Annotated in this window: 23 protein-coding genes and 1 pseudogene; 19 read left to right on the top strand and 5 right to left on the bottom strand. The window is 61.3% G+C overall.

The features are described from left to right. Positions 1 to 50 precede the first annotated feature (50 nt). Both APH36_RS05885 and pdeM read left to right on the top strand, forming a co-directional pair. On the top strand, positions 51 to 2,501 hold the full coding sequence (locus tag APH36_RS05885) for a ligase-associated DNA damage response DEXH box helicase (protein ID WP_060497867.1): 2,451 nt from the start codon (positions 51 to 53) through the stop codon (positions 2,499 to 2,501). Next, the gene (gene pdeM, locus APH36_RS05890; RefSeq protein ID WP_060497868.1) at positions 2,498 to 3,148 is read left to right on the top strand and encodes a ligase-associated DNA damage response endonuclease PdeM; all 651 of its coding nucleotides are present in this window, start codon (positions 2,498 to 2,500) and stop codon (positions 3,146 to 3,148) included. Before APH36_RS05885 ends, pdeM begins: the two co-directional genes overlap by 4 nt. 6 nt (positions 3,149 to 3,154) lie before the next feature. Here the strand turns inward: pdeM and APH36_RS05895 are convergent, their stop codons facing one another. Both APH36_RS05895 and dcd read right to left on the bottom strand, forming a co-directional pair. Next, a complete protein-coding gene (locus tag APH36_RS05895; RefSeq protein ID WP_060497869.1) occupies positions 3,155 to 3,382 on the bottom strand; it encodes a hypothetical protein in 228 nt (75 codons plus the stop codon). 94 nt (positions 3,383 to 3,476) lie between these two features. Continuing rightward, positions 3,477 to 4,043, bottom strand: coding sequence for a dCTP deaminase (dcd, locus tag APH36_RS05900; protein ID WP_003258001.1), 567 nt, complete (start codon positions 4,041 to 4,043; stop codon positions 3,477 to 3,479). 328 nt (positions 4,044 to 4,371) lie between these two features. Between dcd and APH36_RS05905 the strand changes: the two genes are divergently transcribed. Further along, entirely contained in the window at positions 4,372 to 4,581 is a 210-nt protein-coding gene (locus APH36_RS05905; RefSeq protein WP_003254922.1) for a cold-shock protein, read from the top strand. Positions 4,582 to 4,685: 104 nt separating this feature from the next. Here APH36_RS05905 and apbC read toward each other — a convergent pair whose 3' ends face one another. Further along, the gene (apbC, locus tag APH36_RS05910; protein WP_060497870.1) at positions 4,686 to 5,780 is read right to left on the bottom strand and encodes an iron-sulfur cluster carrier protein ApbC; all 1,095 of its coding nucleotides are present in this window, start codon (positions 5,778 to 5,780) and stop codon (positions 4,686 to 4,688) included. A 159-nt stretch (positions 5,781 to 5,939) separates the two neighbouring features. On the opposite strand from apbC, the gene metG reads away from it, so the two are divergent. The 7 genes from metG to APH36_RS32060 all read left to right on the top strand — a co-directional run bounded on the left by metG (position 5,940) and on the right by APH36_RS32060 (position 11,628). Beyond that, on the top strand, positions 5,940 to 7,979 hold the full coding sequence (gene metG, locus APH36_RS05915) for a methionine--tRNA ligase (RefSeq protein WP_060497871.1): 2,040 nt from the start codon (positions 5,940 to 5,942) through the stop codon (positions 7,977 to 7,979). 89 nt (positions 7,980 to 8,068) lie between these two features. Beyond that, positions 8,069 to 8,617 carry an Rnf-Nqr domain containing protein gene (locus tag APH36_RS05920; RefSeq protein ID WP_060497872.1) on the top strand — a complete coding sequence of 183 codons (549 nt, stop codon included), beginning with the start codon at positions 8,069 to 8,071 and terminating at the stop codon, positions 8,615 to 8,617. Further along, the gene (locus APH36_RS05925) at positions 8,614 to 9,588 is read left to right on the top strand and encodes an RnfABCDGE type electron transport complex subunit D (protein WP_060497873.1); all 975 of its coding nucleotides are present in this window, start codon (positions 8,614 to 8,616) and stop codon (positions 9,586 to 9,588) included. Before APH36_RS05920 ends, APH36_RS05925 begins: the two co-directional genes overlap by 4 nt. Further along, complete coding sequence (locus APH36_RS05930; RefSeq protein WP_060497874.1) at positions 9,585 to 10,187, top strand: RnfABCDGE type electron transport complex subunit G; 603 nt, start codon at positions 9,585 to 9,587, stop codon at positions 10,185 to 10,187. Before APH36_RS05925 ends, APH36_RS05930 begins: the two co-directional genes overlap by 4 nt. Continuing rightward, on the top strand, positions 10,180 to 10,704 hold the full coding sequence (locus APH36_RS05935; RefSeq protein WP_060497875.1) for an Rnf-Nqr domain containing protein: 525 nt from the start codon (positions 10,180 to 10,182) through the stop codon (positions 10,702 to 10,704). The genes APH36_RS05930 and APH36_RS05935 overlap by 8 nt, the downstream gene beginning before the upstream one ends. A 4-nt stretch (positions 10,705 to 10,708) precedes the next feature. Further along, on the top strand, positions 10,709 to 11,347 hold the full coding sequence (gene nth, locus APH36_RS05940) for an endonuclease III (protein ID WP_009684568.1): 639 nt from the start codon (positions 10,709 to 10,711) through the stop codon (positions 11,345 to 11,347). Positions 11,348 to 11,451: 104 nt separating this feature from the next. Further along, the gene (locus APH36_RS32060; protein WP_012273877.1) at positions 11,452 to 11,628 is read left to right on the top strand and encodes a PA3496 family putative envelope integrity protein; all 177 of its coding nucleotides are present in this window, start codon (positions 11,452 to 11,454) and stop codon (positions 11,626 to 11,628) included. Between the two features lie 56 nt (positions 11,629 to 11,684). On the opposite strand, the gene APH36_RS05945 is transcribed toward APH36_RS32060, so the two are convergent. Then, on the bottom strand, positions 11,685 to 12,308 hold the full coding sequence (locus tag APH36_RS05945) for a response regulator transcription factor (RefSeq protein WP_019096559.1): 624 nt from the start codon (positions 12,306 to 12,308) through the stop codon (positions 11,685 to 11,687). A 369-nt stretch (positions 12,309 to 12,677) separates the two neighbouring features. Between APH36_RS05945 and APH36_RS05950 the strand changes: the two genes are divergently transcribed. Then, on the top strand, positions 12,678 to 13,154 hold the full coding sequence (locus APH36_RS05950) for a hypothetical protein (RefSeq protein ID WP_060497876.1): 477 nt from the start codon (positions 12,678 to 12,680) through the stop codon (positions 13,152 to 13,154). A 695-nt stretch (positions 13,155 to 13,849) separates the two neighbouring features. Next, positions 13,850 to 14,446 (top strand): annotated as a pseudogene (locus APH36_RS05955) (choline transporter); the annotation flags it as partial. Between the two features lie 6 nt (positions 14,447 to 14,452). Here the strand turns inward: APH36_RS05955 and APH36_RS05960 are convergent. Next, entirely contained in the window at positions 14,453 to 15,409 is a 957-nt protein-coding gene (locus tag APH36_RS05960) for a bile acid:sodium symporter (RefSeq protein ID WP_060497878.1), read from the bottom strand. A 146-nt stretch (positions 15,410 to 15,555) separates the two neighbouring features. Between APH36_RS05960 and APH36_RS05965 the strand changes: the two genes are divergently transcribed. From APH36_RS05965 to APH36_RS05995, 7 genes are all read left to right on the top strand, one after another. Further along, the gene (locus APH36_RS05965; RefSeq protein WP_082426347.1) at positions 15,556 to 16,098 is read left to right on the top strand and encodes a fimbrial protein; all 543 of its coding nucleotides are present in this window, start codon (positions 15,556 to 15,558) and stop codon (positions 16,096 to 16,098) included. Positions 16,099 to 16,168: 70 nt separating this feature from the next. Continuing rightward, positions 16,169 to 16,924 carry a molecular chaperone gene (locus tag APH36_RS05970; RefSeq protein WP_060497879.1) on the top strand — a complete coding sequence of 252 codons (756 nt, stop codon included), beginning with the start codon at positions 16,169 to 16,171 and terminating at the stop codon, positions 16,922 to 16,924. After that, positions 16,908 to 19,496: a fimbria/pilus outer membrane usher protein gene (locus tag APH36_RS05975; protein ID WP_060497880.1), complete on the top strand. Its 2,589-nt coding sequence runs from the start codon at positions 16,908 to 16,910 to the stop codon at positions 19,494 to 19,496. Before APH36_RS05970 ends, APH36_RS05975 begins: the two co-directional genes overlap by 17 nt. Further along, entirely contained in the window at positions 19,493 to 20,842 is a 1,350-nt protein-coding gene (locus tag APH36_RS05980; protein WP_060497881.1) for a fimbrial protein, read from the top strand. Before APH36_RS05975 ends, APH36_RS05980 begins: the two co-directional genes overlap by 4 nt. Before the next feature lie 31 nt (positions 20,843 to 20,873). Further along, positions 20,874 to 21,599, top strand: coding sequence for a molecular chaperone (locus APH36_RS05985; RefSeq protein ID WP_060497945.1), 726 nt, complete (start codon positions 20,874 to 20,876; stop codon positions 21,597 to 21,599). Positions 21,600 to 21,645: 46 nt separating this feature from the next. Continuing rightward, positions 21,646 to 24,468: an ATP-binding protein gene (locus APH36_RS05990; protein ID WP_060497882.1), complete on the top strand. Its 2,823-nt coding sequence runs from the start codon at positions 21,646 to 21,648 to the stop codon at positions 24,466 to 24,468. Continuing rightward, positions 24,468 to 25,652, top strand: coding sequence for an EAL domain-containing protein (locus APH36_RS05995; protein ID WP_060497883.1), 1,185 nt, complete (start codon positions 24,468 to 24,470; stop codon positions 25,650 to 25,652). Before APH36_RS05990 ends, APH36_RS05995 begins: the two co-directional genes overlap by 1 nt. The last annotated feature ends 39 nt before the right edge of the window (positions 25,653 to 25,691 follow it).

The following is a 25,691-nucleotide window of genomic DNA, read 5'->3' on the forward strand; positions in this document are numbered from 1 at the left end:
ACCTGGCGGGCGGTCTGTAGAAGCACAGCCTTCGAAGGACCACTCGCCTCATGCCCGCTGCCACCGACCTTGCCAATGCCTGGTTTGCCAGGCGTGGCTGGAAGCCATTCGCTTTCCAGCGCCGCGTTTGGGCTGCTGTGGCACGCGGCGAATCCGGCCTGCTGCACGCCAGTACCGGTGCCGGCAAAACCTACGCCGTGTGGCTCGCCGCGCTTCGTGCGTTCAAGCCCCAGCCCCAAGGCAGCCAACCGGCGCCATTGCAGGTGGTGTGGGTGACGCCCATGCGCGCCCTGGCTGCCGACACCGCACGCGCCCTGCAGGTGCCCGTGGATGAACTGGCGCTGCCGTGGAGCGTTGGGGTACGCAGCGGTGACACAGGCAGCGCCGAACGAGCCCGACAGGCTCGGCGCCTGCCAAGTGTGCTGGTCACCACACCCGAGAGCCTGACGCTGCTGCTGACGCGCGCGCAGGCCCGCGAAGATTTCGCCACCCTGCGGCTGGTGGTGGTGGATGAATGGCACGAACTGCTGGGTAACAAGCGCGGGGTACAACTGCAGCTGGCCCTGGCCCACCTGCGCCACTGGCATGCAGGCCTGCCGACCTGGGGCCTCTCCGCCACCCTGGGCAACCTGCAACATGCGCTGGACGTTCTGCTGCCGCAAGGCGGCCTGCTGGTACAGGGCCGACAGGACAAGGCGCTGCAAGTCGACACCTTGCTGCCAACAGCGATCGATCGCTTCCCCTGGGCCGGGCACATGGGCCTGAAGATGCTCGACCAGGTCAGCCGGGAAATCGAGGCCAGTGCCAGTTGCCTGGTGTTCACCAACACCCGCGCCCAGGCCGAGCTCTGGTACCAGGCCCTGCTTGAAGCCCGCCCTGACTGGGCCGGGCTGATCGCCCTGCACCATGCCTCGCTGGCCCGCGATACCCGCGACTGGGTGGAACGTAGCCTCAAGCAGGGCAGCCTGAAAGCGGTGATCTGCACGTCCAGCCTTGACCTTGGCGTGGACTTTCTACCCGTGGAACGGGTGCTGCAAATCGGCTCGGCCAAAGGCATCGCCCGCCTCATGCAACGGGCCGGGCGCTCCGGGCACGCACCGGGGCGGCGCTCGCGAATCACCCTGGTACCTACCCACAGCCTGGAACTGGTGGAGGCAGCTGCAGCCCGACAAGCACTGATGGCCGGGCACATCGAAGCCCGCTGCTCGCCGCAACTGTGCATGGACGTGCTGGTGCAGCACCTGGTCAGCATGGCCTTGGGCAGTGGCTTTCGACCCAAGCAGCTACTGGCCGAAGTGCGCAGCACCTGGGCCTTCCGCACGTTGCGCGACAGCCAGTGGCAGTGGGCGCTGGACTTCGTCTGCCACGGTGGCAGTTCACTTTCCGCCTACCCGGATTACCAGCGCGTCGAGCCCCAGCCCGACGGCGTTTACCGGGTTGCCAGCGAACGCCTGGCACGGCGCCACCGCATGAGCATCGGCACCATCGTCAGCGACGCCAACCTGCAACTGAAATACTGGAGCAAGGGCGGCGGAGGCAAGACGCTGGGCAGTGTCGAAGAAGCGTTCATCGCCCGCCTGCGTCCCGGCGACACGCTCGTGTTTGCCGGGCGGGTGCTGGAACTGGTACGCGTGGAAAACATGACCGCCTATGTGCGCCGCAGCACCGCACGCAAGGCTGCGGTGGCACGCTGGAACGGTGGGCGCATGCCACTATCGAGCGAACTGGCCGATGCCCTGGTCGAGCAGCTCGATTCTGCGGCCCATGGCCGCTTTGACGGCCCGGAGATGCGAACCGTGCGCCCGCTGCTGGCGTTGCAGGCACAGTGGTCGGCGTTGCCAACCATCGGCACGCTGCTGGCCGAGACTTTCAAGTCCCGCCAGGGCTGGCACGTGTTCTTGTACCCCTTTGCCGGGCGCCTGGCCAACCTGGGCCTGGCCAACCTGATTGCCTGGCGGGTCAGCCGCGTACAACCGCTGTCGGTATCGATTGCCGTCAACGACTACGGGTTCGAACTGCTCAGCCCTGCACCGGTGGACTGGACAACGCACCTGCCAAAAGCGCTGGGTACCGAGCACTTGCTGGAAGATGTGCTGGCCAGCCTGAATGCAGGGGAAATGGCACTGCGGCGTTTTCGCGAAATTGCCCAGATTGCCGGGCTGGTGTTTGGCGGGTCCCCAGCGGCACAGAAGAGCACTCGACAGATCCAGGCATCCAGCGGGTTGTTCTATGAAGTATTTCGCAAGCATGACGCCGGTAACCTGCTACTCGGCCAGGCACGGGACGAAGTGCTGGGCGAGGAGCTGGAGATCGAGCGGCTGCGTCGGCAATTGCTGAAAATGGCCAGCCTGAAGCTGGACCTGCAGGTATTGAAGCGACCGGGGCCGCTGGCCTTCGCTTTACTGGTAGAGGGCATGCGCGAGACGCTGAGCACCGAGAAGCTGGCAGACCGGATTGCGCGAATGGTTGCAGAACTGGAACAAGCGGCAGGCAAGGCATGAGTCACCAGCCCATCGAACACGCAGGCCAGGTGCTCTGGCTGCTTGCCGACAAGGCCATCTATTGGCCCAGCCGCCGAGCATTGCTGGTGGCCGACGTACACATCGGCAAGGCTGCCAGCTATCGTGCCCTGCACCAGCCTGTGCCGCGAGGCACCACAGACGCAACGCTCACCCGGCTGGATGCCTTGCTGGCAGCCCATGACTGCGACCAGCTGATCGTCCTCGGGGACTTCCTGCATGCACGCACTGCCCGGGCGCCAGCAACGCTGGCCAGGCTGCATGCGTGGCGGCAGCGCCACGCGCACCTGAACATTGTACTGATACGCGGTAATCATGATCGTAACGCAGGCGATCCACCTGCATCGCTTCGCATTGAGGTCAAGGACGAGCCCTGGATACTGGAACCTTTCGCGCTCCAACACGAACCAGCGCCTCACCCGGCTTACCCAGTGCTGGCCGGCCATGTGCACCCGGTCTTTGTGCTACGCGGTACGGCCCGCCAGCGCCTGCGACTGCCGTGCTTCCTGATCGACGCTCACGTCAGCCTGCTGCCGGCATTCGGCGAGTTCACCGGCGGCTGGAAGATCGCGCCATCCGGCACCAGCCGGGTATACCTGGCTGGCGCCGGGCGCGTCTGGCCGCTGTAACGGCGCTCAGGCGACAGGTGCTGGCGGCGGCTCATCCGGCAAGGTCGGCTCGCCCGGCTCCATGGGTGGCCTCTCGCCAGGCTCTGGGGGCCGCGGGGTATCGGGGTCAGGCTGATGGGGCACGCCCCCCGCCTGCATGGGCAGCGGGTGCGCCAGCAATGACCAGGGCAACAACCCCACGTGGTTGGGCTGCAGGCCTGCCAGCTTGGCACTGATTGCGGGATGGAGTTTCATTGGCTGCTCCTGACGAAAGCCGATGCACATCATGCGCACCGGCGTTACTTTGTTGGAGTGCCAAAGGCGCGGGTAATTCCCCGCGCTTGTCGGCTCAGGTACGCGGCAGGGTGACGCCGCGCTGGCCCTGGTATTTGCCGCCACGGTCCTTGTAGGACACTTCGCATTCTTCGTCAGACTGAAGGAACAGCATCTGTGCCACGCCTTCGTTGGCGTAGATCTTCGCCGGCAGCGTGGTGGTGTTGGAGAACTCCAGCGTCACGTGGCCTTCCCACTCGGGCTCGAGCGGGGTGACGTTGACGATGATGCCGCAACGGGCGTAGGTGCTCTTGCCCAGGCAAATGGTCAGCACGTCACGCGGAATGCGGAAGTATTCGACGGTGCGCGCCAAGGCAAAAGAGTTTGGCGGGATGATGCACACGTCGCTCTTGATGTCGACGAAGCTGCCGGCATCGAAGTTTTTCGGGTCGACGGTAGCCGAGTTGATGTTGGTAAACACCTTGAATTCGTCGGCGCAGCGGACATCGTAGCCATAGCTGGAGACGCCAAAGGAGATCACCCGGCTGTCTTGTTCGCCGCGCACCTGGCGCTCGACGAACGGTTCGATCATGCCGTGTTCCTGCGCCATGCGGCGAATCCACTTGTCCGATTTTATGCTCATGGCGGGGGTGTCCTGAAGAGTTGCGTGGTGAAAATCGTGACGCGCATCTTACCGGTCCCGGCGCCCAGGTTAAAGTTCTATGCCTCATCCCGCGCCGGGCGGGGGCTGCAGCCGCCGTCGATCCGAATTTGCTTAAAGCGCCTTCTGACCATTGGCAGGTTGCGGAAAGTGGGGTAAGGTGGCGCCACTGTGCTGCACGTGACACCGAGAATCTCTAGTTTGATGCACGATCCTGATCGGCCCATCGCTGAATTTTCTGCTCTCTTTGCGCTCAGTCCCGGGCAGGGTTTTTCCTGACCGTTATCAAATTGTCCAAGGAGACAGAAAAATGTCCAACCGTCAATCCGGTGTTGTTAAGTGGTTCAACGATGAGAAAGGCTACGGCTTCATCACCCCTCAGTCGGGCGACGACCTGTTCGTGCACTTCAAAGCCATCCAAGCTGACGGCTTCAAAACCCTGAAAGAAGGCCAGGCTGTTACTTTCGTCGCTACCCGCGGCCAGAAAGGCATGCAGGCTGAAGAAGTTCAAATCGCCTAAGTCGATCTAGCTTCTAGCTTTCAAAAAAACCCGCCTTCTGGCGGGTTTTTTTATGCCTGCCTGAAAAACCGAGTTACCCGCGAAGCAGGCAACTCGGTTTCAGGTCAGTCTTCGCTGATGGTAATGCTCGGCATCGCCGGCGCCGCCGCCTCTTGCAGCACAATCCGCGCACCCACCTGGCGGGCCAGCTCCTGGTAGACCATGGCAATCTGACTTTCCGGCTCGGCAATCGCCGTCGGCTTGCCGCTGTCGGCCTGTTCGCGGATCAACATCGACAATGGCAACGACGCCAGCAGGTCAACGCCATACTGGCTGGCCAGTTTCTCACCGCCGCCTTCGCCGAACAGATGCTCGGCATGGCCGCAATTCGAACAGATGTGCACGGCCATGTTCTCGACCACGCCCAGCACCGGGATGTTGACCTTGCGGAACATCTCCACACCCTTCTTGGCATCCAGCAACGCCAGGTCCTGCGGCGTGGTGACGATCACCGAGCCCGCCACCGGCACTTTCTGCGCCAAGGTCAGCTGAATGTCGCCGGTACCCGGCGGCATGTCGATGACCAGGTAATCCAGGTCATTCCAGGCGGTCTGGGTGACCAGTTGCAGCAGCGCACCGGAAACCATCGGGCCGCGCCAGACCATCGGTGTGTTGTCGTCGGTGAGGAAGGCCATGGACATGACCTCCACGCCATGGGCCTTGATCGGCACAAACCACTTCTGCTCGCGAATCTGCGGGCGGGTGCCTTCGGCAATACCGAACATCACCCCTTGGCTAGGGCCGTAGATATCGGCATCGAGAATACCCACCCGTGCGCCTTCGCGGGCCAGCGCCAGCGCCAGGTTGGCCGCAGTGGTCGACTTGCCCACACCGCCCTTGCCCGAGGCCACGGCGATGATGTTCTTGACGTTGGCCATGGCCGGCACCTGGGCCTGGGCCTTGTGAGCGGCGACCACGCAGTCGATCGATACCTGGGCGCTGCTGACGCCCTCAAGGTTGCCGATGGCCGTCTGCAATACCTGGGCCCAACCATTCTTGAACAAAGCGGCGGCATAGCCCAGCTGCAATTGCACGCTGACCTGCCCGCCCTGGATGTCGATGGCGCGCACGCAACCGGCGCTGACCGGATCCTGGTTCAGGTAGGGGTCGGTGTACTGGCGAAGCACGCCTTCGACGGCGGCACGGGTGACGGCACTCATGGAGACTCCCATTGGCAAACTGAATGTGAAACAGGCGCCTATCCTAACCCGTCAATCGTCAGTAGATGCGCATGCGGGGTGAAATATCTTCGCCAGCCCTTTATAGTGGCCGATCACCCTTAATTTTTACCCCGTAGCCAGATAAGTAGCCGAGCCACCATGTCCGAGCCACGTCAGATTCTCGTCACCAGCGCACTGCCCTATGCCAATGGATCCATCCATCTAGGCCATATGCTCGAGTACATCCAGACAGACATGTGGGTCCGCTTCCAGAAAATGCGTGGCAACCAGTGCATCTATGTCTGCGCCGACGACGCCCACGGCTCGGCCATCATGCTGCGCGCCGAGAAGGAAGGCATCACCCCGGAGCAACTGATCGCCAACGTCCAGGCCGAGCACAGTAGCGACTTCGCCGATTTCCTGGTGGATTTCGACAACTTCCACTCTACCCACAGCGAAGAGAACCGCGAGCTGTCGGGCCTGATCTACACGCGCCTGCGTGAAGCCGGGCACATCGCCACCCGTTCGGTAACCCAGTACTTCGACCCGGAAAAGGGCATGTTCCTGGCCGACCGTTTCATCAAGGGCACCTGCCCCAAGTGCGCGGCGGAAGACCAGTACGGCGACAACTGCGAAAAGTGCGGTGCCACCTACGCGCCTACCGAGCTGAAGAACCCCAAATCGGCGATCTCCGGGGCCACCCCGGTGCTGCGTGACTCCCAGCACTTCTTCTTCAAGCTGCCAGACTTCCAGGCCATGCTGCAGCAGTGGACCCGCAGCGGCACCCTGCAGGACGCGGTAGCCAACAAACTGGCCGAATGGCTGGACTCCGGCTTGCAAGAGTGGGACATCTCCCGCGATGCGCCGTACTTCGGCTTCGAAATCCCCGGTGAACCGGGTAAATACTTCTACGTGTGGCTGGACGCGCCAATCGGCTACATGGCCAGCTTCAAGAACCTTTGCGCACGCCGCCCGGAACTCGACTTCGATGCGTTCTGGAACGAAGGCTCCAAGGCCGAGCTGTACCACTTCATCGGCAAGGACATCGTCAACTTCCACGCTTTGTTCTGGCCAGCCATGCTCGAAGGTGCCGGTTTCCGCAAGCCGACTGCCGTCAATGTGCATGGCTACCTGACCGTCAACGGCGCGAAGATGTCGAAATCGCGCGGCACCTTCATCAAGGCCCGTACCTACCTCGATCACCTGCAGCCGGAATACCTGCGTTACTACTACGCAGCCAAGCTGGGGCGTGGCGTCGACGATCTGGACCTGAACCTGGAAGACTTCGTGCAGAAGGTCAACTCCGACCTGGTGGGCAAGGTCGTGAACATTGCCAGCCGCTGCGCCGGCTTCATCCACAAAGGCAACGAAGGCGTGATGGTAAGCGGTGATGCCGCGCCTGAGCTGACCGAAGCCTTCCTGGCTGCCGCTCCGTCCATCGCCGAAGCCTATGAAGGCCGTGACTTTGGCCGCGCCATGCGTGAAATCATGGCACTGGCCGACCGCGCCAACGCCTGGATCGCCGACAAGGCACCGTGGTCGCTGGCCAAGCAGGAAGGCAAACAGGATGAAGTGCAGGCCATTTGTGCCCAGGGCATCAACCTGTTCCGCCAGCTGGTGATCTTCCTCAAGCCGGTACTGCCGGTGCTGGCAGCAGACGCCGAGGCGTTCCTCAACGTTGCCCCGCTGGCTTGGAGCGACCACCTGTCGCGCCTGGAAAACCATAAACTGAACCCGTTCAAGGCCTTGATGAGCCGCATCGAACCGGCCAAGGTCGAAGCCATGGTCGCCGCCAGCAAGGAAGACCTGCTGGCTGCCGAAGCCAAGGCCCCGGCCGGCAACGGCGAGCTGACCAAGGACCCGCTGTCGGCAGAAATCGAGTTCGACACCTTCGCTGCCGTCGACCTGCGCGTGGCGCTGATCGTCAAAGCCGAAGCCGTGCCGGGCGCCGACAAACTGCTGCAACTCACCCTGGACATCGGTGACGAGCGCCGCAACGTGTTCTCCGGCATCAAGTCGGCCTACCCCGACCCGTCCAAACTGGAAGGCCGCCTGACCATGATGGTCGCCAACCTCAAGCCCCGGAAAATGCGTTTTGGCGTATCCGAGGGCATGGTCATGGCTGCCGGCCCTGGCGGTGAAGAAATCTACCTGCTGAGCCCGGACAGCGGCGCCAAGCCAGGCCAGCGCATCAAGTGACACCCCCTGCCCCGGCCCTCGTGCCGGGGCAGTTTCTTCTGCGCCTTGATTACCGGACAATCACCCGCATTCCCGGCTATCGTCATCTCATGAGCGATTACCTTCTGGTCCTGATCGGCGCCGCGCTGGTCAATCACCTGTGCCTGTTGCAGCAGCCAATCCCCCGGCTGAACCTGCATGTGCATGGCCTGGCCTGCGCTCTTTGTATTGCCTTGGGCACGATCGGCGCACACTTGCTGATGCGGGGGGTACTTGCCCCGCTGCACATCCCCGACCTTGCCCTGTTCCTGTTATTGCACTGGCTGGCACTGCTCGCCTGGGGCTTGCCGTGGCTGCTGGGCAAGTGGCGCCCGGCCTGGCCCGTAGTCGGGTTGCCAGCGCTGCTGTCGAGCAATGCCGCAGTGCTGGGGCTCGCCCTGCAGCAGGCAGGCGATGACAGCGCCTGGCCCTCGACGCTGCTGCAAGGTTTACTGGCGGGCGGCGGCTTCTGGCTGGCACTGGTGTTGTTCGCCGACTTGCGCCAGCGCAGTGCCCATGCCGATATCCCCGGCGCACTGCGCGGCCTGCCGCTCGAGTTGATCGGCGCCGGGGTGATGGCCATGGCATTTTCTGGCTTTAACGGTATGTTCGGACAATGATCAGCCAGCCCGATCCGCGACTGCGCACGAGTATGGGCCTGGTCCTGCTGGCCTGTTTGCCTGGCCTGCTGGCGTTGTTGTGGTTGCATGGCTGGGGCATGCTGCTGAACCTGTTGCTAAGTGCCACCGCCGCATTGCTGTGCGAAGCTGTGCTGCTGGCGTTGCGCGGCCAACCGCTGAGCACGGCGCTAGGCGACGGCAGCGCACTGGTAACCGCCGTGCTGCTGGCGGCCGCCCTGCCCACCCTGGCCCCGTGGTGGTTGCCGGTGGTCGCGGCAAGCGTTGCCATCGGTTTCGGCAAACAGGCCTTTGGCGGCGTCGGACGCAATCCCTTCAACCCGGCCATGGTCGGTTATGCCTTCGTGCTGCTGAGCTTCCCGTTGCAGATGAACCATTGGCCGGGGCACCCCCCAGGCCTGTTCGACAGTTTGCAGCAGGTATTCACCGCAGGCGAACAGATCGACGCCTGGGCCCGGCCGACGTTGCTCGACGGCCTGCGCCACAACCGCAGCCTGACCATCGAGGAGCTGTTCGCCAGCCATCCAGGCTTCGGCAACATCGGCGGGCGCGGCAGCGAATGGGTCAACCTGGCATTCCTGCTCGGCGGCCTGTTCCTGTTGCAACGCAAGGTGATCAGCTGGCATGCACCACTGGGCCTGCTGACAGGGCTGTTCGTGTTCAGCCTGCTGGGCTGGAACGGCTCTGGGTCGGACTCCAACGGCTCACCCTTGCTGCACCTGTTCTCCGGCTCGACCATGCTGGCAGCCTTTTTCATTGCCACCGAGCCGGTGTCGGGGCCCAGGAACGAATGGGCCAGGCTGTACTTCGGCCTGGGTGCCGGGCTACTCATCTACCTGATTCGCACCTGGGGCAGCTACCCGGATGGCACCGCGTTCGCCGTCCTGCTGATGAACCTCATGGCACCAACGCTTGAACGCCTTGCGGCAAAGCCCCAACAGGCCGCCCGATGAAACGCCTGACGCATGATGTGAGCCTGCTGGTGCTGATTGGGGTATTGGCAGTGTCCGCCACGCTGGCATGGCGGCACTTGACCGGCCCAGCCATCACCGGTGCCGAGAAGCAACTGCAAAGCCGTCAACGGCTGGCCGTGCTGCCCGAGGGCAGTTATGACAACCAACCGTTGGACAGCCCGCTCGCGAAGCCCGAGGCGCAGCGGCCCAACAGCCGCATCCTGGCGGCTTACCGTGCCACGATGGCAGGCAAACCAAGCGCGATCGTCCTGGTCACTCAAACCCAAGGTTATGCCGGACCCATCGTACTGAGCGTGGCCATCGCCACAGATGGCCGCCTGATCGGCAGCCAGGTCATGGAGCAACAGGAAAGCCCCGGTCTGGGCGCACGCCTGGGCGACCCGCAGTTGCACTGGCTGGGGCAGTTCGACAACCGCCATCAGGGCGACCATTGGGCGCTGAAGCGGGACCAGGGTGACTTTGACCAACTGGCCGGCGCGACCGTGACTTCACGGGCGGTGATCACCGCGCTGCAAGAGGCGCTGAGCTATTTCGATGAGCAGCGCAGCGCACTGCTGGAGGGTGCGGCACATGAATAGGTTTTGCCTGCTGGCCGTAAGCCTGACACCCCTGCTGGGTGCGACCCGAACGCTGCATGAGGGCATCGCCATTGGCCTGTGCGCAGTCGTGATGGGCAGCCTGCATCAGCTTTTGCTGACACCGCTGCGCCAGCGCCTGGCCAGCTGGGCCTATGTGCCAGCCAGCCTGCTGATGCTGGCAGCCTTGGCCAGTTGCCTGCAAATGGCCTTGCGCGCAGGGTCGCTGCCTTTGGCACTTGCCCTGGGCCATTATCCTGCCCTGCTGTGCCTGCAGTGCCTGGCCTGCGATCATCTGCTGCCCGATCAAGGCCGCTGGCGCATGCTCGCCGGGTATTTCTGTGCGGTATTTGCCCTCTGCCTGGTGCTCGGCGCCAGCCGCCAATGGCTGGCCAACGTTGCCAACCTGCACGTGGCCAACCTGGCCCCGGGCGCCCTGCTACTGCTCGGACTGCTGCTGGCCTTGTACAATCGCTTGCGTCCGGGCCCTGCCCACCCACGTCGTCAAGGAAAGCTCTGATTTCATGAATGCCGCCAAACGCCTGGAGATTTTTCGCAGGCTGCACGAAGACAACCCAGACCCGAAGACAGAACTGGCCTATACCACCCCGTTCGAGCTGCTGGTCGCCGTGACACTGTCCGCGCAATCCACCGACGTCGGCGTCAACAAGGCCACTGCCCGCCTGTTCCCCGTCGCCAATACGCCCGAGGCCATCTATGCCTTGGGCGTTGAAGGCCTTAGCGAGTACATCAAGACCATCGGGCTATACAACAGCAAGGCCAAGAATGTCATAGAGGCCTGCCGGCTGCTGATCGAACGCCACGGCAGCCAGGTGCCACAAACCCGCGAAGCCTTGGAGGCGTTGCCCGGTGTGGGCCGCAAGACCGCCAACGTGGTGCTCAACACAGCGTTCCGCCAACCGACCATGGCGGTGGACACCCACATCTTCCGGGTGAGTAACCGCACGGGTATTGCGCCTGGCAAAACGGTGCTGGAAGTGGAAAAGAAACTGGTCAAGTTCGTGCCAAAAGATTACCTGCTCGATGCCCACCACTGGCTGATCCTGCACGGGCGCTACGTATGCCAGGCGCGCAAGCCAAGGTGCGGCAGTTGCAGGATCGAAGATTTGTGCGAGTACAAGCACAAAACCTCCGACGATTGAGGCGATAGCTGGAAACCCCTCACCACGATTGAAAAAATCTTTTTTACCGGCGTCTGCTTTCTGGTTATAAGGACGGCCAATGGCCCCTTGGCTTGGAGCGACTCATGAGTACCGATAAAGACGACCTGTCGATCGAAGATGATTTTGTTGCCGCAGACGACGACGCGGAGCCTCAGGTGGAAACAGCAAAGACCAACCTGAGCAAACGCCGCACCATCGATAACATGCTGGAAGAACGGCGCCTGCAAAAGCAGTTGGCCGATTTCGACTACGACCTGTAAAGCCAGACCTGTAGCCTTGGCAAAGCCTCCTGACTGGAGGCTTCAAGGCTTGGCAGTCAGTTCAGTCCTTGCCGCTGCGCCAACTCGATCAGGTCGACCAGCGACCGTGCATTGAGCTTGAGCAGCAGCCGCGACTTGTAGGTACTGACCGTCTTGTTGCTGAGGTACATGCTGTCGGCAATCTCCTTGTTCGAACGCCCTCGCGCCAGTTGTTGCAGCACCGTCATTTCACGCGCGGAGAGGCGATTGACCATGTCCACCTCGCTTCCCGCCCCCCTGCCACGTGACGCATGCAAGGCCTGGTTGGGGAAGTAGCTGTAACCCGACAACACTGCCTTGATGGCGCTTAACAACTCGGTAAGTTCCTGCTGCTTGCACACGTATCCCGCAGCGCCCGCCTGCATGCAACGCATCGAGAAGTTGCCCGGGGCCTGCGATGTCAGCACCAGGACCTTGCTAGCCGGGCTGAACGTCGTCATGCGGGCGATCACCTCCAGGCCATCCAGTTTCGGGATCCCGATATCCAGCACCACGATATCCGGCAGGTGTTGCCGAGTAAGCTGCAGCGCAGCCACCCCATTATCGGTCTCCGCCACGACGTCATACCCATGCCGCTCCATCAGCATGCGTACGGCCAGGCGTATGACCGGATGATCATCCACGATAAGCACTTTATTCATGCGATATCCATTCATTCATTGTTTTGCTTTGGCACGCCACGATAACCGACAGGACGCTTGCTGGCGCGGCGATTTACTGACGAAACTCATGGACAGACAAAACTTACAACACTTACAGAAATTTCCTACACTTCAAGACCAAGGTTGTAACAAACGCGTTCCTTAGTACCAAAACAACGGTATCACCCGCCTGCAAAAACGCACCAGTTGAAAACTGAACATCTGCTGGCGAAACGTCCAACTCAAACGCGCTGAAAAAACAAAGCCGAGTGGCTTTATGTCGATTATTCCTCACCGGGAAAACAATCCAGTCTTTAGTTGAGTATCGCAGTAAGGTAATGATGGGCAAAACCGCTGGAGATGGCCCACATGACCCAAGCACAACCTGTTGCCCCGCTGACGATCATTGCCATCTTTGCGGGGATTATCGAAGCCTCCGCCCTTGCCACACTGCCTTTTCTCAGCGAGTCCAGCCAAAAGCTTTACACCTGGTTCCTGGTAGGCTTTCCGTTCTTTCTGACGGCACTGTTTTTTCTCACGCTCAACTTCAATTACAAGTCGTTCTACAGCCCGCCACCAAATAAGATGGCACTCGACAAAACCCCAGCTCTGAGCAGTGTCATCAGTGATGCCCCTGAGGCGGCGCAAGGCGGGCCTGTCACGTTCATGTTTTCCGGCCCCGACGCCTATCGCATGATGGAACAACAACTCCTGCATGCACTTGCCCAACCGCCCGTGCCGCCCCGAATATGGCGCTTTTGCAACCTGGACAAACGTCAATGTGCGCAGCTGTCGATCAGTGCGCTCGAGGGCGATGTTGTGAGCCAACACAGTTCAATGCCCTGACTTTTCTGCACGCAAAAAAAACCCCGGCTTAAGCCGTAATGCTGTTCACTTAAGCGGAGCAGCCTTACGATCCACCGGATACCGGGTTTTGGAAATCTTCACCGTCCTTGGCCTTCCTGCCTTGGGCGGTGATCCAGAAACATCCCTGCTATACCTCCGCTGCTGAATGGGCATAAAAAATCCGATACCAGAGGGCTGGTATCGGAATTTCTAGAAACCCTAGCTTGGACTCAAATGCTTAAGTGAACAGCATTACGCCTTGTGGCGGGTTTTTTCGTTATGGCGTTCCGTCGGAATCCCATAGCTGCCAGCCGATTCAGGGGTAACGTTTGGGATAAAGTCGATCCGATACTGGGGTTTATCTTTATGGCTCGTACCTGCTAACGGTGCAGCTGCTAGCTCGTCTTTTAGAAAAGCCGTGTCGCTTCAAATTCCAAGCTGCGATCTGATCGTTTTTCACGACTGACCGCTTTGGACACAGGCTGTGCGGGAGTTTTTGACACGATCCGGCTGGGTAGTAAACAACCAAAATTTTGCGCTGTTACGCGAACTCAGCGTCAGCTGAACAGCGAAGCTTTTACAGATTTCATGTGCGCCCGCGCTTTGCAAAGATCCGTCAGCTCTTCGCATAGCTTCGATCCAAAGCGGCTATTGGCGAGACCCTTGATCTACTCAGTTTGCGAAAGCAGTCGTGCGGTTTGAAGGCCTTGCAGGCTGCCACCATCGCCAGCGCCCTGCCGTTCGCGATCATCTTGCTGTTTTCCATGTGGGGGCTGTTCAAGGCATTGGGGCTGGATGCCACACGGCGTGGTTTGCGAACCCAGGCGTTGCCGGGCCAGCGGCAGTGCCGTCAGAACCACGGCGGCTGGCAGCGTCGGTTGCGCAATATCGCGATGATGCCGCGCAGGGCTCATGTCACTCGCTTCATTGGAGAGGTGGTAAAGCCCGCGTGCGAGGAAGTGGCACAGGAGCTGCGCAAACAAGGCTACGAGGTGACGGTGGATGAGCGCGAAGACGGCCGCATCGCGCTGGAGCTTTCCCATGCCGGTGAGGGCCGCTTCAAATACGAGGTTCGCCCTCGCGCCTTCAACCCTCGCGCCTTCAATACGCCAAGCTTCGTCATGCGCGATGCCGATGACAACAGCGATGCACGCAAGTACTTCCGTGCCGAGGTGTACCTGCGCGAAGGCGGGCAAGACTACGACGTCATGGGCTGGAGCCGTGAAGACGTGATCGGCGACATCCTCGACCAAAACGAGCGCCACCTGCACTACCTGCACGTGGTCAGCTGAACCGGCCTACGTGCGGGCGACCACTGGAATCGCCCGCACGTACACCAGCTCGCAGATCAGCTCGACCAACGTCTGCGTGATCACCGCCGCTGCCGCCAGCGTTCGCATCTGCTCGGGCAAGGCAAGCGCCAACGGCAACACCACCAACGAATTGCGCGTCGACGCACTGAACATCACGGCGCGCTTTTGTTGTACAGGCAAGCCCATCAGCCGTGCCGTCACCCAGCCAATCACTGGTGCCAAAAGCGCAAAGCCCAGGTACACCGGCACCACGGGCAGCAGTTGATCCAGCGCCTGCAACACGCTGCCGATCTGCGAAGCGATCACCACGAACAGCACCAGTGCCATCGCCGGCACGGGCATCCAGGCCCAGGCGTCGTTCCAGCAGCTGACCCGCTCTGATTTGGCCACGTGTGCACTGGTCAGTACCGCCAGCACCAACGGCACGACGATCATCAGCACGAACGCCTGCACGAAAGGCCCGGGCTTCAGGTTTATGTGGTGGCCGTCTTCAAGCATGAGCGCCAGGTAAAGCGGTAGAAGCACCAGTTGCAGCAGCAACAGCACGGGTGTGGCGGCCAGCATGAGCCGTGCATCGCCCTTTCCCATGTGCGTGAACACCACCACGTAGTCGATGCAGGGCGCCAGCAGGACCAGCAGGGCGCCGATCAGCAAGGCCGGGTGGGTTGTCAGCCGATGGGTCAACGCCCACGCCAGGACGGGCACCAGCACGAAGTTGGCCAGGAGCAAGGCAGCCATGAAGCGCCGATTGGCCAGGCTTGCGCGCCCGTGCAGCAAGGGTATCTGCAGGAACATGGCGTACATCAGCCCGGCGATGGCTGGCGTGATCAGTGCTTCCAGAACAGGGGCACCGGCTTCGGCTAGAACGCCGAAGGCGATGGCTGCCAGCACGGTGGCGAAATACAGGGGTGTCTGCCGGGTTTCGAGTTGGTCTTTGGTCAAGAACGTACCTGCTTGGAAAAGGTGAAGCGCTGCAGTGCGATGCGGCGGTCGAGCGGGTGTGACCGTTTTAAGACTCGTCTGAGTTATCCAACAGCGCCAGGGCTGCATTCTATGCGCAGCCCATAAAACAACCACAGGACTCTGTAATGAAGATACGCGCTATCGCTTTTGCTGCAGCTGCAAGCATGGCCGTCCCTGGCCTGGCGAACGCGGCCAACACCATCACGTTCAACGGAGAAGTTACCGATCAGACCTGCTCTGCTATCGTCGATGGCAACACCGAGCCAACAGTCGTCATGCAAAGCGTGCCAGCCACTGCGCTGAGTGGCGCCACCGGCAAAAGCGCCGGGGAGACCAAGTTCACCCTGCGCCTGACCGGCTGCGCAAAACCCGACGCCAACGAGCAATTCACAACGCTGTTCCAGGCCACCAATCCGACATCGCTGGGCAACCTGACCAACACCGCCGCCAATGGCGCGACTGGCGTCGCACTGCAGTTGCTTGACGCACCCGGCGGTAGCCCGGTGAACCTCGCAGGGGGGGCGGCCGTCAGTGCCGGACAAATCACCCTGAGTTCCGGCCAGGACTCCACAAGCTACGACTATGCCGTGCGTTACGTGTCCGAAGCCGACGCCGTTATCGCGGGCCCTGTGCTTGGCGCGGTTACCTATACCCTGCGTTACGAGTAATTGGCGCACGCCACTTTTTCAACTGCCGCCACGGGGCTCGTATCCAGGGCGGCAGGTTTGAGGTATCTGAATGAGAATTTTGCCAGTGGGCCGGCTCAGACTGGTCGCCATTGCGCTTGCCTTCGTGCTCGGTATGACGGGCGCGATCCTCGTCCAGGCCAGTGTGGTCGTGACGGGTACACGGATCATTTACCCCGGGAGTGCGAAGGAAAAAACCCTGCAGCTCACCAATCAGGACCCCTTCGCCAATGTCGTGCAAGCCTGGGTGGACATCGATGACCCTGCTTCAACGCCCGAAACCGCCAAGGCGCCGTTCATGGTCAATCCGGCCGTATCACGCGTGGCCCCTGGCAGCGGACAATCCCTGAGGCTCATCTACACCGGCGCGGCGCTCCCTCAGGACCGCGAGTCGGTGTTCTATCTGAACGTGCTCCAGATTCCCCCGCGCAACGCCGCACAGGCCGACAGAAGCCAGATGCTGCTGATTTTTCGCAATCGCCTGAAGCTGTTCTACCGGCCTGCTGGCATCGTCGGCACGGTCGAGCAGCTGCCGGAAAAGCTACGTTTCAGCCTGGTCGAGAACGGCGCCAACTGGCACGTGCTCGTTGAAAATCCGACTGGCTTCCATGCCTCGTTCGGGGCGGCGACGATCACTGTCGGCAACAGACAGGTTAAACTGCATGCTGCCATGGTGCAGCCCTACGGCTCGGTGCAGTGGACGCCAGAGGCCACAGGTGCGCTCACAGGTACAACGGCGCAGCTCAACGCGCAGCTGATCAATGACTACGGTGCACGCGTGGGCATCACTCATGGCTTGCAGCGCTAATCTGCGGCGCACCTCGGTCCTGCTGGGCGGCGTCGCCTGGATGATGGCCCGGCTGGCCCATGGCGAAGGTGATTACCGCTTCGACGACAACCTGTTGCTTGGCTCGGGTCTGGCCGGTGGCAGCCTGGAGCGTTTCAATCGTGCGCAGCATATCGATCCGGGTACTTACCTGGTCGATGTGTACGTCAACACGCACTACGTCAACCGAAGCGAAGTGAGTTTCAGACTGCAAGACGATGTTGTCGAGCCCTGTTTTTCCGAACGGTTCCTGCATCAACACATGAACGCCCGCAAGCTTGAAACGCCGACCGCCGACGCAGCCCAGTGCCTGCCCCTGAGCAAGCGGCTACCGGGGGCAACGTTTCAATACCATTCAGCTCGCTTGCGCCTCGACCTCTCCGTGCCCCAGGCATTGCTCGACATCAAGCCACGCGGCTACGTCGATCCGCAGGACTGGGACGCAGGCGGCACGATGGGCTTCGTCAACTACGACGCAAGCCTTTACAACTCTCGCTACGAAGCATCAGCAAGCCAGGCGGCCAACTATGGCTACCTGGGTCTGAACACGGGCGTGAACGTCGGGCTGTGGCGCTTGCGGCATCAGTCCAACTACAGCTACTCAAGCTTCGGCGGCACCGCGGTCAGCCGTTGGAACAGCATTCGCACCTATGCACAGCGTGCTATTGTCCCTTGGCAGAGCGAACTGACGGTCGGCGACAGCTTCACCGAAGGCAACCTTCTCGGCAGCATCGGCTTTCGGGGCGCGCGCCTGGCCAGCGACGATCGCATGCTGCCCGACTCACAGCGTCAATATGCTCCGCAGGTGCGCGGCACAGCGGTGAGTAACGCTCGCGTGGTGATCAGCCAGAATGGCCGCAAGGTGCATGAAACCACGGTGGCGGCGGGCCCTTTTGTTATCGACGATCTGTACGGTACGGCTTACAACGGTGACCTAGACGTGCAGGTAATCGAGGCTGACGGCAGCATCACACGCTTCACTGTCCCCTATGCGGCGGTGCCCGACTCCATCCGCCCGGGTATCTCTCGCTACAGCGCCACGCTGGGTGAGGTACGCCAGACCGGTGCGAACCAAGGGGCTTTTGCCGAGGCCACTTACCAACGGGGCCTTAACAATGCAATTTCGGCCAATCTGGGCGCTCGGGTAGCCCAGGATTACCTCGCCGTGCTGGGCGGTGGCGTACTGGCAACGCCCTATGGCGCCTTTGGGGTCAACAGTACGTTTTCCAGTGCCACCGTTGAAAACCAACAGCGCAAGCAAGGCTGGCGCATGGGGCTCAGCTACAGCCGGACCTTCCAGCCAACTAACACCACTCTCAACCTTGCCGGGTATCGATACTCAACCCAAGGGTACCGGGATCTGGCCGATGCGCTGGGTGCGCGGCAGGCCTCCGAGCAGGGTGACAGTTGGGACTCGACCAGTTTCAAGCAACGCAATCAGTTGACCTTGCTGGTCAACCAAGGGCTGGCGGGATACGGAAACTTGTATTTGTCTGGCTCGAGCAGCGACTACTACGACGGCAAAAGCCGTGATACGCAGGTTCAGTTCGGTTATTCCAACACCTGGCGGCAACTCAATTACAGCCTGGCCTATTCACGGCAGCGCACGACGTGGTACCGGGACACGGTGACCAGTGCCGTGCCAGATTTCGCGAACCAGGCAGACCAGCACGACACCAGCAATCGCACCAATACCTTGACGCTGACGTTCTCCATGCCCTTGGGCAGCTCGACCCGGGCACCGAGTATCAGCTCAATGCTGACGCGGCGCTCAGGTGATACCAAAGGCAGCAGTTTCCAGACGGGCATCAACGGCACCCTGGGAGCCCAGCGCGACATGAGCTACGCGATCGCGGCCAGTCGTGACAGCGCCGGACGCGGAACGGACTGGACGGGCAATCTCCAGGCACAGAGCGCCGTTGCCACATTCAATGGCGGTTACTCGCAAAGCGCCGATTACCGGCAGGTCAACGGTGGCATTCGCGGGGCAGCCGTCCTGCATGGAGGCGGTTTGACCTTGGGGCCCTACGTGGGCGACACCTTCGCGCTGGTGCGGGCCAAGGGCGCAGGTGGCGCGATCATTCGGGGCGGGCAGGGGGCTCGTGTGAACGCGGATGGCTATGCGGTGGTGCCTTCGTTGTCACCCTACCGGTACAACCCGGTAGCGCTCGACTCCAGCGGCATGGGTGACCAGGCCGAGCTGATCGAAACGGAGCGAAAGGTTGCGCCCTACGCCGGTGCTGCGGTGCTGGTCGATTTCAAGACCTTGATCGGCCATGCCCTGTTGATCCAGGCCAGCTTGCCAGGCGGTGGGGCCATGGCCCTGGGCGCCGATGTACTGGACGAGCAGGGCACCCTCATTGGCATGGTGGGGCAGGGCGGGCAGGTGTATGCACGCGCCCAGGCCGACAGCGGTCGCCTGCAGGTCCGCTGGGGCTCAGGCCATGACCAGGCATGCCTGTTGCCGTTCGATGTCAACAGCAGCAACGCCCACGACAGCCAGGGCTTCATTCATCTGAAAAGTACGTGCACGCCTATCGAGGAACCTTCATGACATTCAGGGCTTGGCTGCTGATGGCCATTACACTTATCCCCGCTCAACATGTCTGGGCAACTTGCTACAAGGTTACATCCGTGGGCGCTGCGAACACCACGGCTAACGCAGCCATCAGGCCCGGTGAAGGCTCTGCTGGTTCCTGGGCCGGAGCATGCGACACCTGCAACGGCTCCTTGGGTATACCCAGCGTGATCAATGTCAGCGCCCCCAGCTTTCAGCCTTATGGCACACTGATCGCCAGTGCAGTCGTGCCCTTCACTCAATACGGATCGACCGCCGGGTATAACCCAGAGTATGTGTTTTTTCGCTGCCAGGCAGGGGATGCGGTCTATGAGATGTGGTCCACCAACGGTGACAATGTCTACAGCGGCTGGTACGACGGTGGCGATAGCGTTGGTAACAGCTTGGGCCTGCACGATGCCTACCGGACGGCCTGGCCAAATCTGCTATTGCGCCTGACGCATCTGGACACCGGCGAGGCGTTCAGCCACGTCTGGCGTGAGCGGCAGCTCACTGGGTTGGACATCGATTCGCGCGGCTATCAGCTGGTAAAGGCCAAGAACCTCAGCGCCGTGCGCGCAGAAGTGTTCAGTGCGCCGCGAGACCCCACCTACAACTACTACAGTGCCACCGCAGCTTCGCAGTTGTATGCCTATGCACAACCGGCCGCCTACATCGCCATCAAGGGCCCGGGCCTGCTCTACCCCAGGGTAGGACACACACACTATGGCAACTATAGTGGCTGGTACGAGAACTGGCCTGGCGCGCTTGGCCTCTATAACAAGGTCACGCTCAAGCGTTACCCCACCTGCAGCGTGTCGAGCGTTACACCCTACGTCGTGTTTCCATCGATCAGCGTGAGCGAGATCAATGCCGGGGGTAGCCGCGAGATGCCCTTCCAGATCAACTTTCGCTGCCAGAGCAACATCGTGAACAGCACCAGCGCCAACGGGACGGCCATTGGCATCAAGGTGTCTTCCGGCGCCCTGGCTGCGTCGTCTTCCTTGGGCCTGGTCAATGCTCAAGGCGGCCTGACCTACCTGCTGGCGGACCGTTATGGCCAGGCAGGTGTGGCCCAGGGAGTAGGTATACGGATGCTGCGCGGCGGTGCGCCCATCAACTTGCTGGCCAATGAGGATTCTGCCAATGGCAGTGGTGCGGCTGGCCGGGGTTGGTACCCGGTGATCAGTAGCGCTGCCAACCTGACCGGCACTGTCAATGGCATCGGCCAATACACCGAGACATTCCGAGCGCGTCTGGAAAAACTCTCCACCGGCACCCGGCCTACCGTAAGGCCTGGCCGGGTTGAGGCCACAGCGCAGGTAGTGATACGTGTTCAGTAGCTGCGGGCAGCGTCTGCTGCTGCTGGTCGCTATGCTGAGTAGCACGCTCGCCGACGCTGGGGTCACTGCCGAGCGCACGAGGGTCATCGTGCATGAGGGCCAGCGCGAAACCTCACTGGCACTTGTCAATCAAAACGCCTATCCGGTCGTGGTCCAGACCTGGGTCGACAATGGGGATCTGGCTGTCACACCCGACACCGCAAGCGCACCGATCATGCCGCTTCCCCCGGTGTTCAGGCTTGAAGCCCAACAGCAGCGGAGCGTGCGCCTCGTGACGACCGGGCAGGTGCTTGCCCAGGATCGAGAATCGTTGTACTGGCTTAATGTGTACGAGATTCCACCTCGGCCAACCGAGGTGCTCGACGAGGGCGCGACGCGCCTGACGATCACGCTACGCACTCAGCTGAAAGTCATCTACCGGCCAAAGGGCCTGTCGAAAATGGCTGAGCAAGCGGCTGCGCATGTGCAGGTCACTGCCCAAGGTCGTCATGTGCGGTTGCAAAATCCGACGCCTTTCTACATCTCGTTGTCCCATGCAGAGATCGGCGAAGGCAAGCGCTCGATCGTTCTGGATACGCCTATGCTGGCGCCGTTCAGCACGCAACAGCTAACAGCGCCAGCCACCGTACCCAGCGGAGCGACATTGCGCTTTTCATGGCTGGACGATGATGGCAATGCCCACGATGGTGAGCGGCCCATCAAACATCTGTTGCCCATCAGTGATGTAGCAGGGCCGCCTGCCTTCTCGCAAGATTGAGACTCGTCTTATTCAGATCCATCTGTCCCGCCCCTAGGCTGGCTGCATGAAGCTAGCCAACCTGTTACCTGCCGCCCAGTGGAACCTGTCGACGCCTATTGCAGCGCGTAATCTTTTACGCCTGCTTGCGATCACCCTCGTAGCGGGTGTCTATGTCGGTGCCTACGGTCACATGCGCATGACCCTGAACGAGGAGATTTCGTCCCGGCGCAGGTACATGAACGAGGCCATCTTCAGCGCCCAGGATTTCTTTGTCAGCCGTCAGACCTTGCTCAAGTCGCTGGGGCTCTCGACGGTCAAACACGCTGCCACGTCGGACGGTAGCCAGACATATATTCCGGGCGAGGAAGTCCATATTGTTCTACGTCAGCCCAGCGGTATCTGGAGCTTGTGGCTGACGCCGCGCATGCTGGATTTTCTGCGCACCAAGCAGACCAACCTGGTATACGTGCCGCACGCCCCGGATGCGCCGGTGCAGTGGCTCTACAGCCGGCCTGAGGTTCCCCCCCTTGTTCCCAACGCCGTGTTGCAACGCCTGCGCGGATCGACCGGCGAACCTGGGAACGAGGAAATCTGGCTGGCGGACCCTGGAGACGATAAACCGCCCTCGCTCTACATTTTCATTGCCATGGATGAGCGCGACCGCGCTTCAGGTTGGCTAGGGCTTGAAGTCGAAGGCCCGCAGTTGGTCGCAGCGTTGCGCCATGAGCAGGCGGGTGACTTCCAACTGGTCGACAGCGCAAGCCAGATCATCGCCAGCAGGGACCGCGAGCAGCAACTGACCTCCCAGCGCCATACGGCAACGCGTGTGGATGACGGTTTTGGTTGGGAGGGCGGCCATTGGCTTCCGGACCGCCTGACCATTCGCAAACAGCTCGAGCATTCGGATTGGCAGATCATCTACAGCACGCCCTTGGCCTCTATCGTCCCAGCGCTGATTCTGCCGTTCGGGCTGGCAGTGTCGATCAGTGTCGCTGTCACACTGTTGATGCTGTGGCTGGTCCGCCGGGTCGACGTGCGGCTCATCCGCCCGGCAGCTGCTCGAATCGAGGCACTGGTTGAGAGCGAAGCGTTCAGCAGTGCCGTCATCCGCACCGCCCCGGTTGCGCTGTGCGTGTTGCGTCGCAGTGACGGTGCAGTGGTGCTGGCCAATCGGCTGAGCGAGCAGTGGCTTGTGATGGGTGATGAGCGAACCCGAGCCTGCCAGGACTGGATTACCCGTGCGTTCGGCAAGCCTGCGCAGACCAGTTGCACAGAGGAGCTGCAAATGGCCGATGGTCGTCACCTGTGCCTGAGTTACGCACCGACCCGCTATCGACGTGAAGAGGTTCTGATCTGCGCCTTCAGCGACATCACCGAACGAAAAACCGCCGAGCTTTCGCTGCAACAGGCCAGGGCGCTGGCTGATGCTGCCAATGAAGCGAAAACGCTGTTTCTGGCTACGATGAGCCATGAAATCCGCACCCCGCTCTTCGGCATGCTGGCAACGCTCGAACTGCTTTCACGCACCCACCTTGACAGCCAGCAAAGGGGGTACCTCAATGCCATCGAAGGCTCATCTTCTACCTTGCTGCAGCTGATCTGCGATGTGCTGGATGTATCCAAGATCGAGGCTGGGCAACTGGCGCTGGAAGTCTGTGCGTTCTCACCTGTCGAGCTGACCCGGGACGTTATGCAGGGCTATATGGGTGCTGCACACACCAAAGGGTTGCAGTTGCTCAGTTGCATGGACCCGCAGCTTCCTGAGCAGGTATTGGGCGACACGACGCGTACCCGCCAGATCCTTGGCAACCTGCTCAGCAACGCGGTCAAGTTCACCCGCAGTGGCCGAATCATGGTCAGGCTTCACCTGGTTGGGGTCGAAGGAGAGCGCATGATGCTGCGCTGGCAGGTAGTGGACACGGGGCAGGGCATCCCCGAGCAGGACCAGCAACACCTGTTCGAGCCCTTCTTTCAAAGTGGTTCCAGTACCAACACGGTGCCAGGGACCGGCCTGGGGCTGTCCATCTGCAAGCGGCTGGTCGAGTTGATGAACGGGTCTATTCGTGTGTTCAGCGAGCCTGGTCTGGGCAGCAGCTTCTCGTTCACGCTGCCGCTCGGGCAATTGGCGCTCGACGAGGATCAAAGCTGGGTCCAGCCTTTGCTCAACCAAGGTGTGATGGTTTATTCACCTGTTCCCGAACTGGCCGATCATGCCGCTGGCTGGCTGCGTCGCTGGGGCGCCCGGGCGCAGGTGATTGCCGTGCCGGACGTCCGTCATGAACCGGGCATCGTGCTGGTCGAGTTATGTCCAGGGCCTGCCAGCTCGGCTGTCATCAGGCAATGGCCTGGCCCATTGGTACTGGCCTGCGCCGATGAGCACGCGCTTTCTCGCCCTTCGGCTCAATATTGGCAGGTGGGGCTGAACAATCTTCAGTGCCTTAACCAGGCGGTGAGCCAGGCCCAGGGCATCGAGGCCCGACACAGCGCGACAGCCCGTCAGGCAATGATCGAAACCAAACTGTGCATTCATGTGCTGGTGGCTGAGGACAATGTCATCAACCAGCTGATCCTGCGGGATCAACTGGAGAAGCTCGGCTGCACGGTCACCCTTGCCAATGATGGCGAGCAAGCGCTGGCGCTGTGTCAGAAGGAAGTCTTCGACCTGGTGCTGACCGATGTGAACATGCCCAGGATCAACGGGTACCACCTGGCGCAGAACCTGCGCCAACAGGGCCATACCATACCCATTGTGGGCGCAACCGCCAACGCCATGCTTGATGAGGCGGAGCGTTGCCTGGGCGCCGGAATGGATCAGTTTCTGGTCAAACCCTTCACGTTGCACGCGCTCTATCAGTGCCTGCTGCCGTATCGCAAGGGCGCGGCCTGATGCTCTATCGCGTTCTGATCGTCGAGGATCACCCTTTTCAACACCAGCACCTGGCAAAGCTGTTCAGGTCCGTCGGTGGGTTCGACGTCGAGCTGCAGGCCGATGCCAACCTGGCGATCGAGCAGTTGCGCAACCAGGCCTACCACCTTGTTGTCACTGACTTGATGATGCCGGAACTGGACGGGGTACAGTTCATCCAGAAGATGAGCCTGCTACCGACGCCTCCGGCGCTGGGGTTGATGACCGCGGCTTCTGCGCGCGTGCTCGCCGGTGTTGGCAAGGTCGCCGAAAACCTCGGTATCCGCCTGGCCGGCATGATCAGCAAGCCCGTGCTGACGCATCATGTCACTGCGCTGCGTCGCTACATGGACAGCGCCTGCGCTCAAGGCCACCTGAAACCTCGATCCTGTTCAGGTGGTCATTCGGCCAGCACGCTTACCCGTGCACTGCAGACGGGCGAGATCCAGGCGTGGTTTCAGCCCAAAAAATCCATGCTCGACGGCAGGATCGTCGGTGCTGAAGCTCTGGCCAGATGGCTGCATCCGGCCGAGGGGCTCTTGCTGCCGCGGGCATTTCTGCCCGACTTGGAGTCTGCAAGGCTCGATTTGCAATTGCTGTACAACATGCTTGAGCAAACGCTCACCGCTCAATCGCTTTGGGCCGCAGAAGGATACAGGCTGCCGGTCTCGATCAATCTGCCTACACACCTGCTGGACCGTTCCGATCTGGTCGACGCCCTGCACCGAAAGGTTCGAGGACAAGGCGCCGACCCCAGGACCATCACCTTCGAGTTGACAGAAACGTCGACCACCCGGCGCTCCAGCGATTACTTTGCAGGAACGTGCCGGCTGCGCATGATGGGCTTTGGCCTGGCACAGGATGATTTCGGCAAGGGGTACAGTTCCTATTCCAACCTGATCTCCACGCCTTTCACCGAAATGAAGATCGATCGCTCCTTGGTCCATGGTTGTGCAGGCAACCCCGACATGGCCATCGCCTTGGCCAGTGCCGTCCACCTCGGACGCGCGTTGGGGCTGGTGACAGTAGCAGAAGGTGTTGAAACGCGAGATGAGTTGGAGGTTGTCCGCAAGGCTCAGTGTCACCAAGTGCAGGGGTTCATCATCTCCCCAGCCGTGGACCGAGACAACATGCTCTGCTTGCTCAATGGGCAGAGCGTCGAGTAATAAAATACTCGAAGAAACGTTTCAGTCGCGTAAGTATGT

This window comes from Pseudomonas sp. NBRC 111133 (assembly GCF_001320605.1).
Lineage (GTDB): Bacteria > Pseudomonadota > Gammaproteobacteria > Pseudomonadales > Pseudomonadaceae > Aquipseudomonas > Aquipseudomonas monteilii.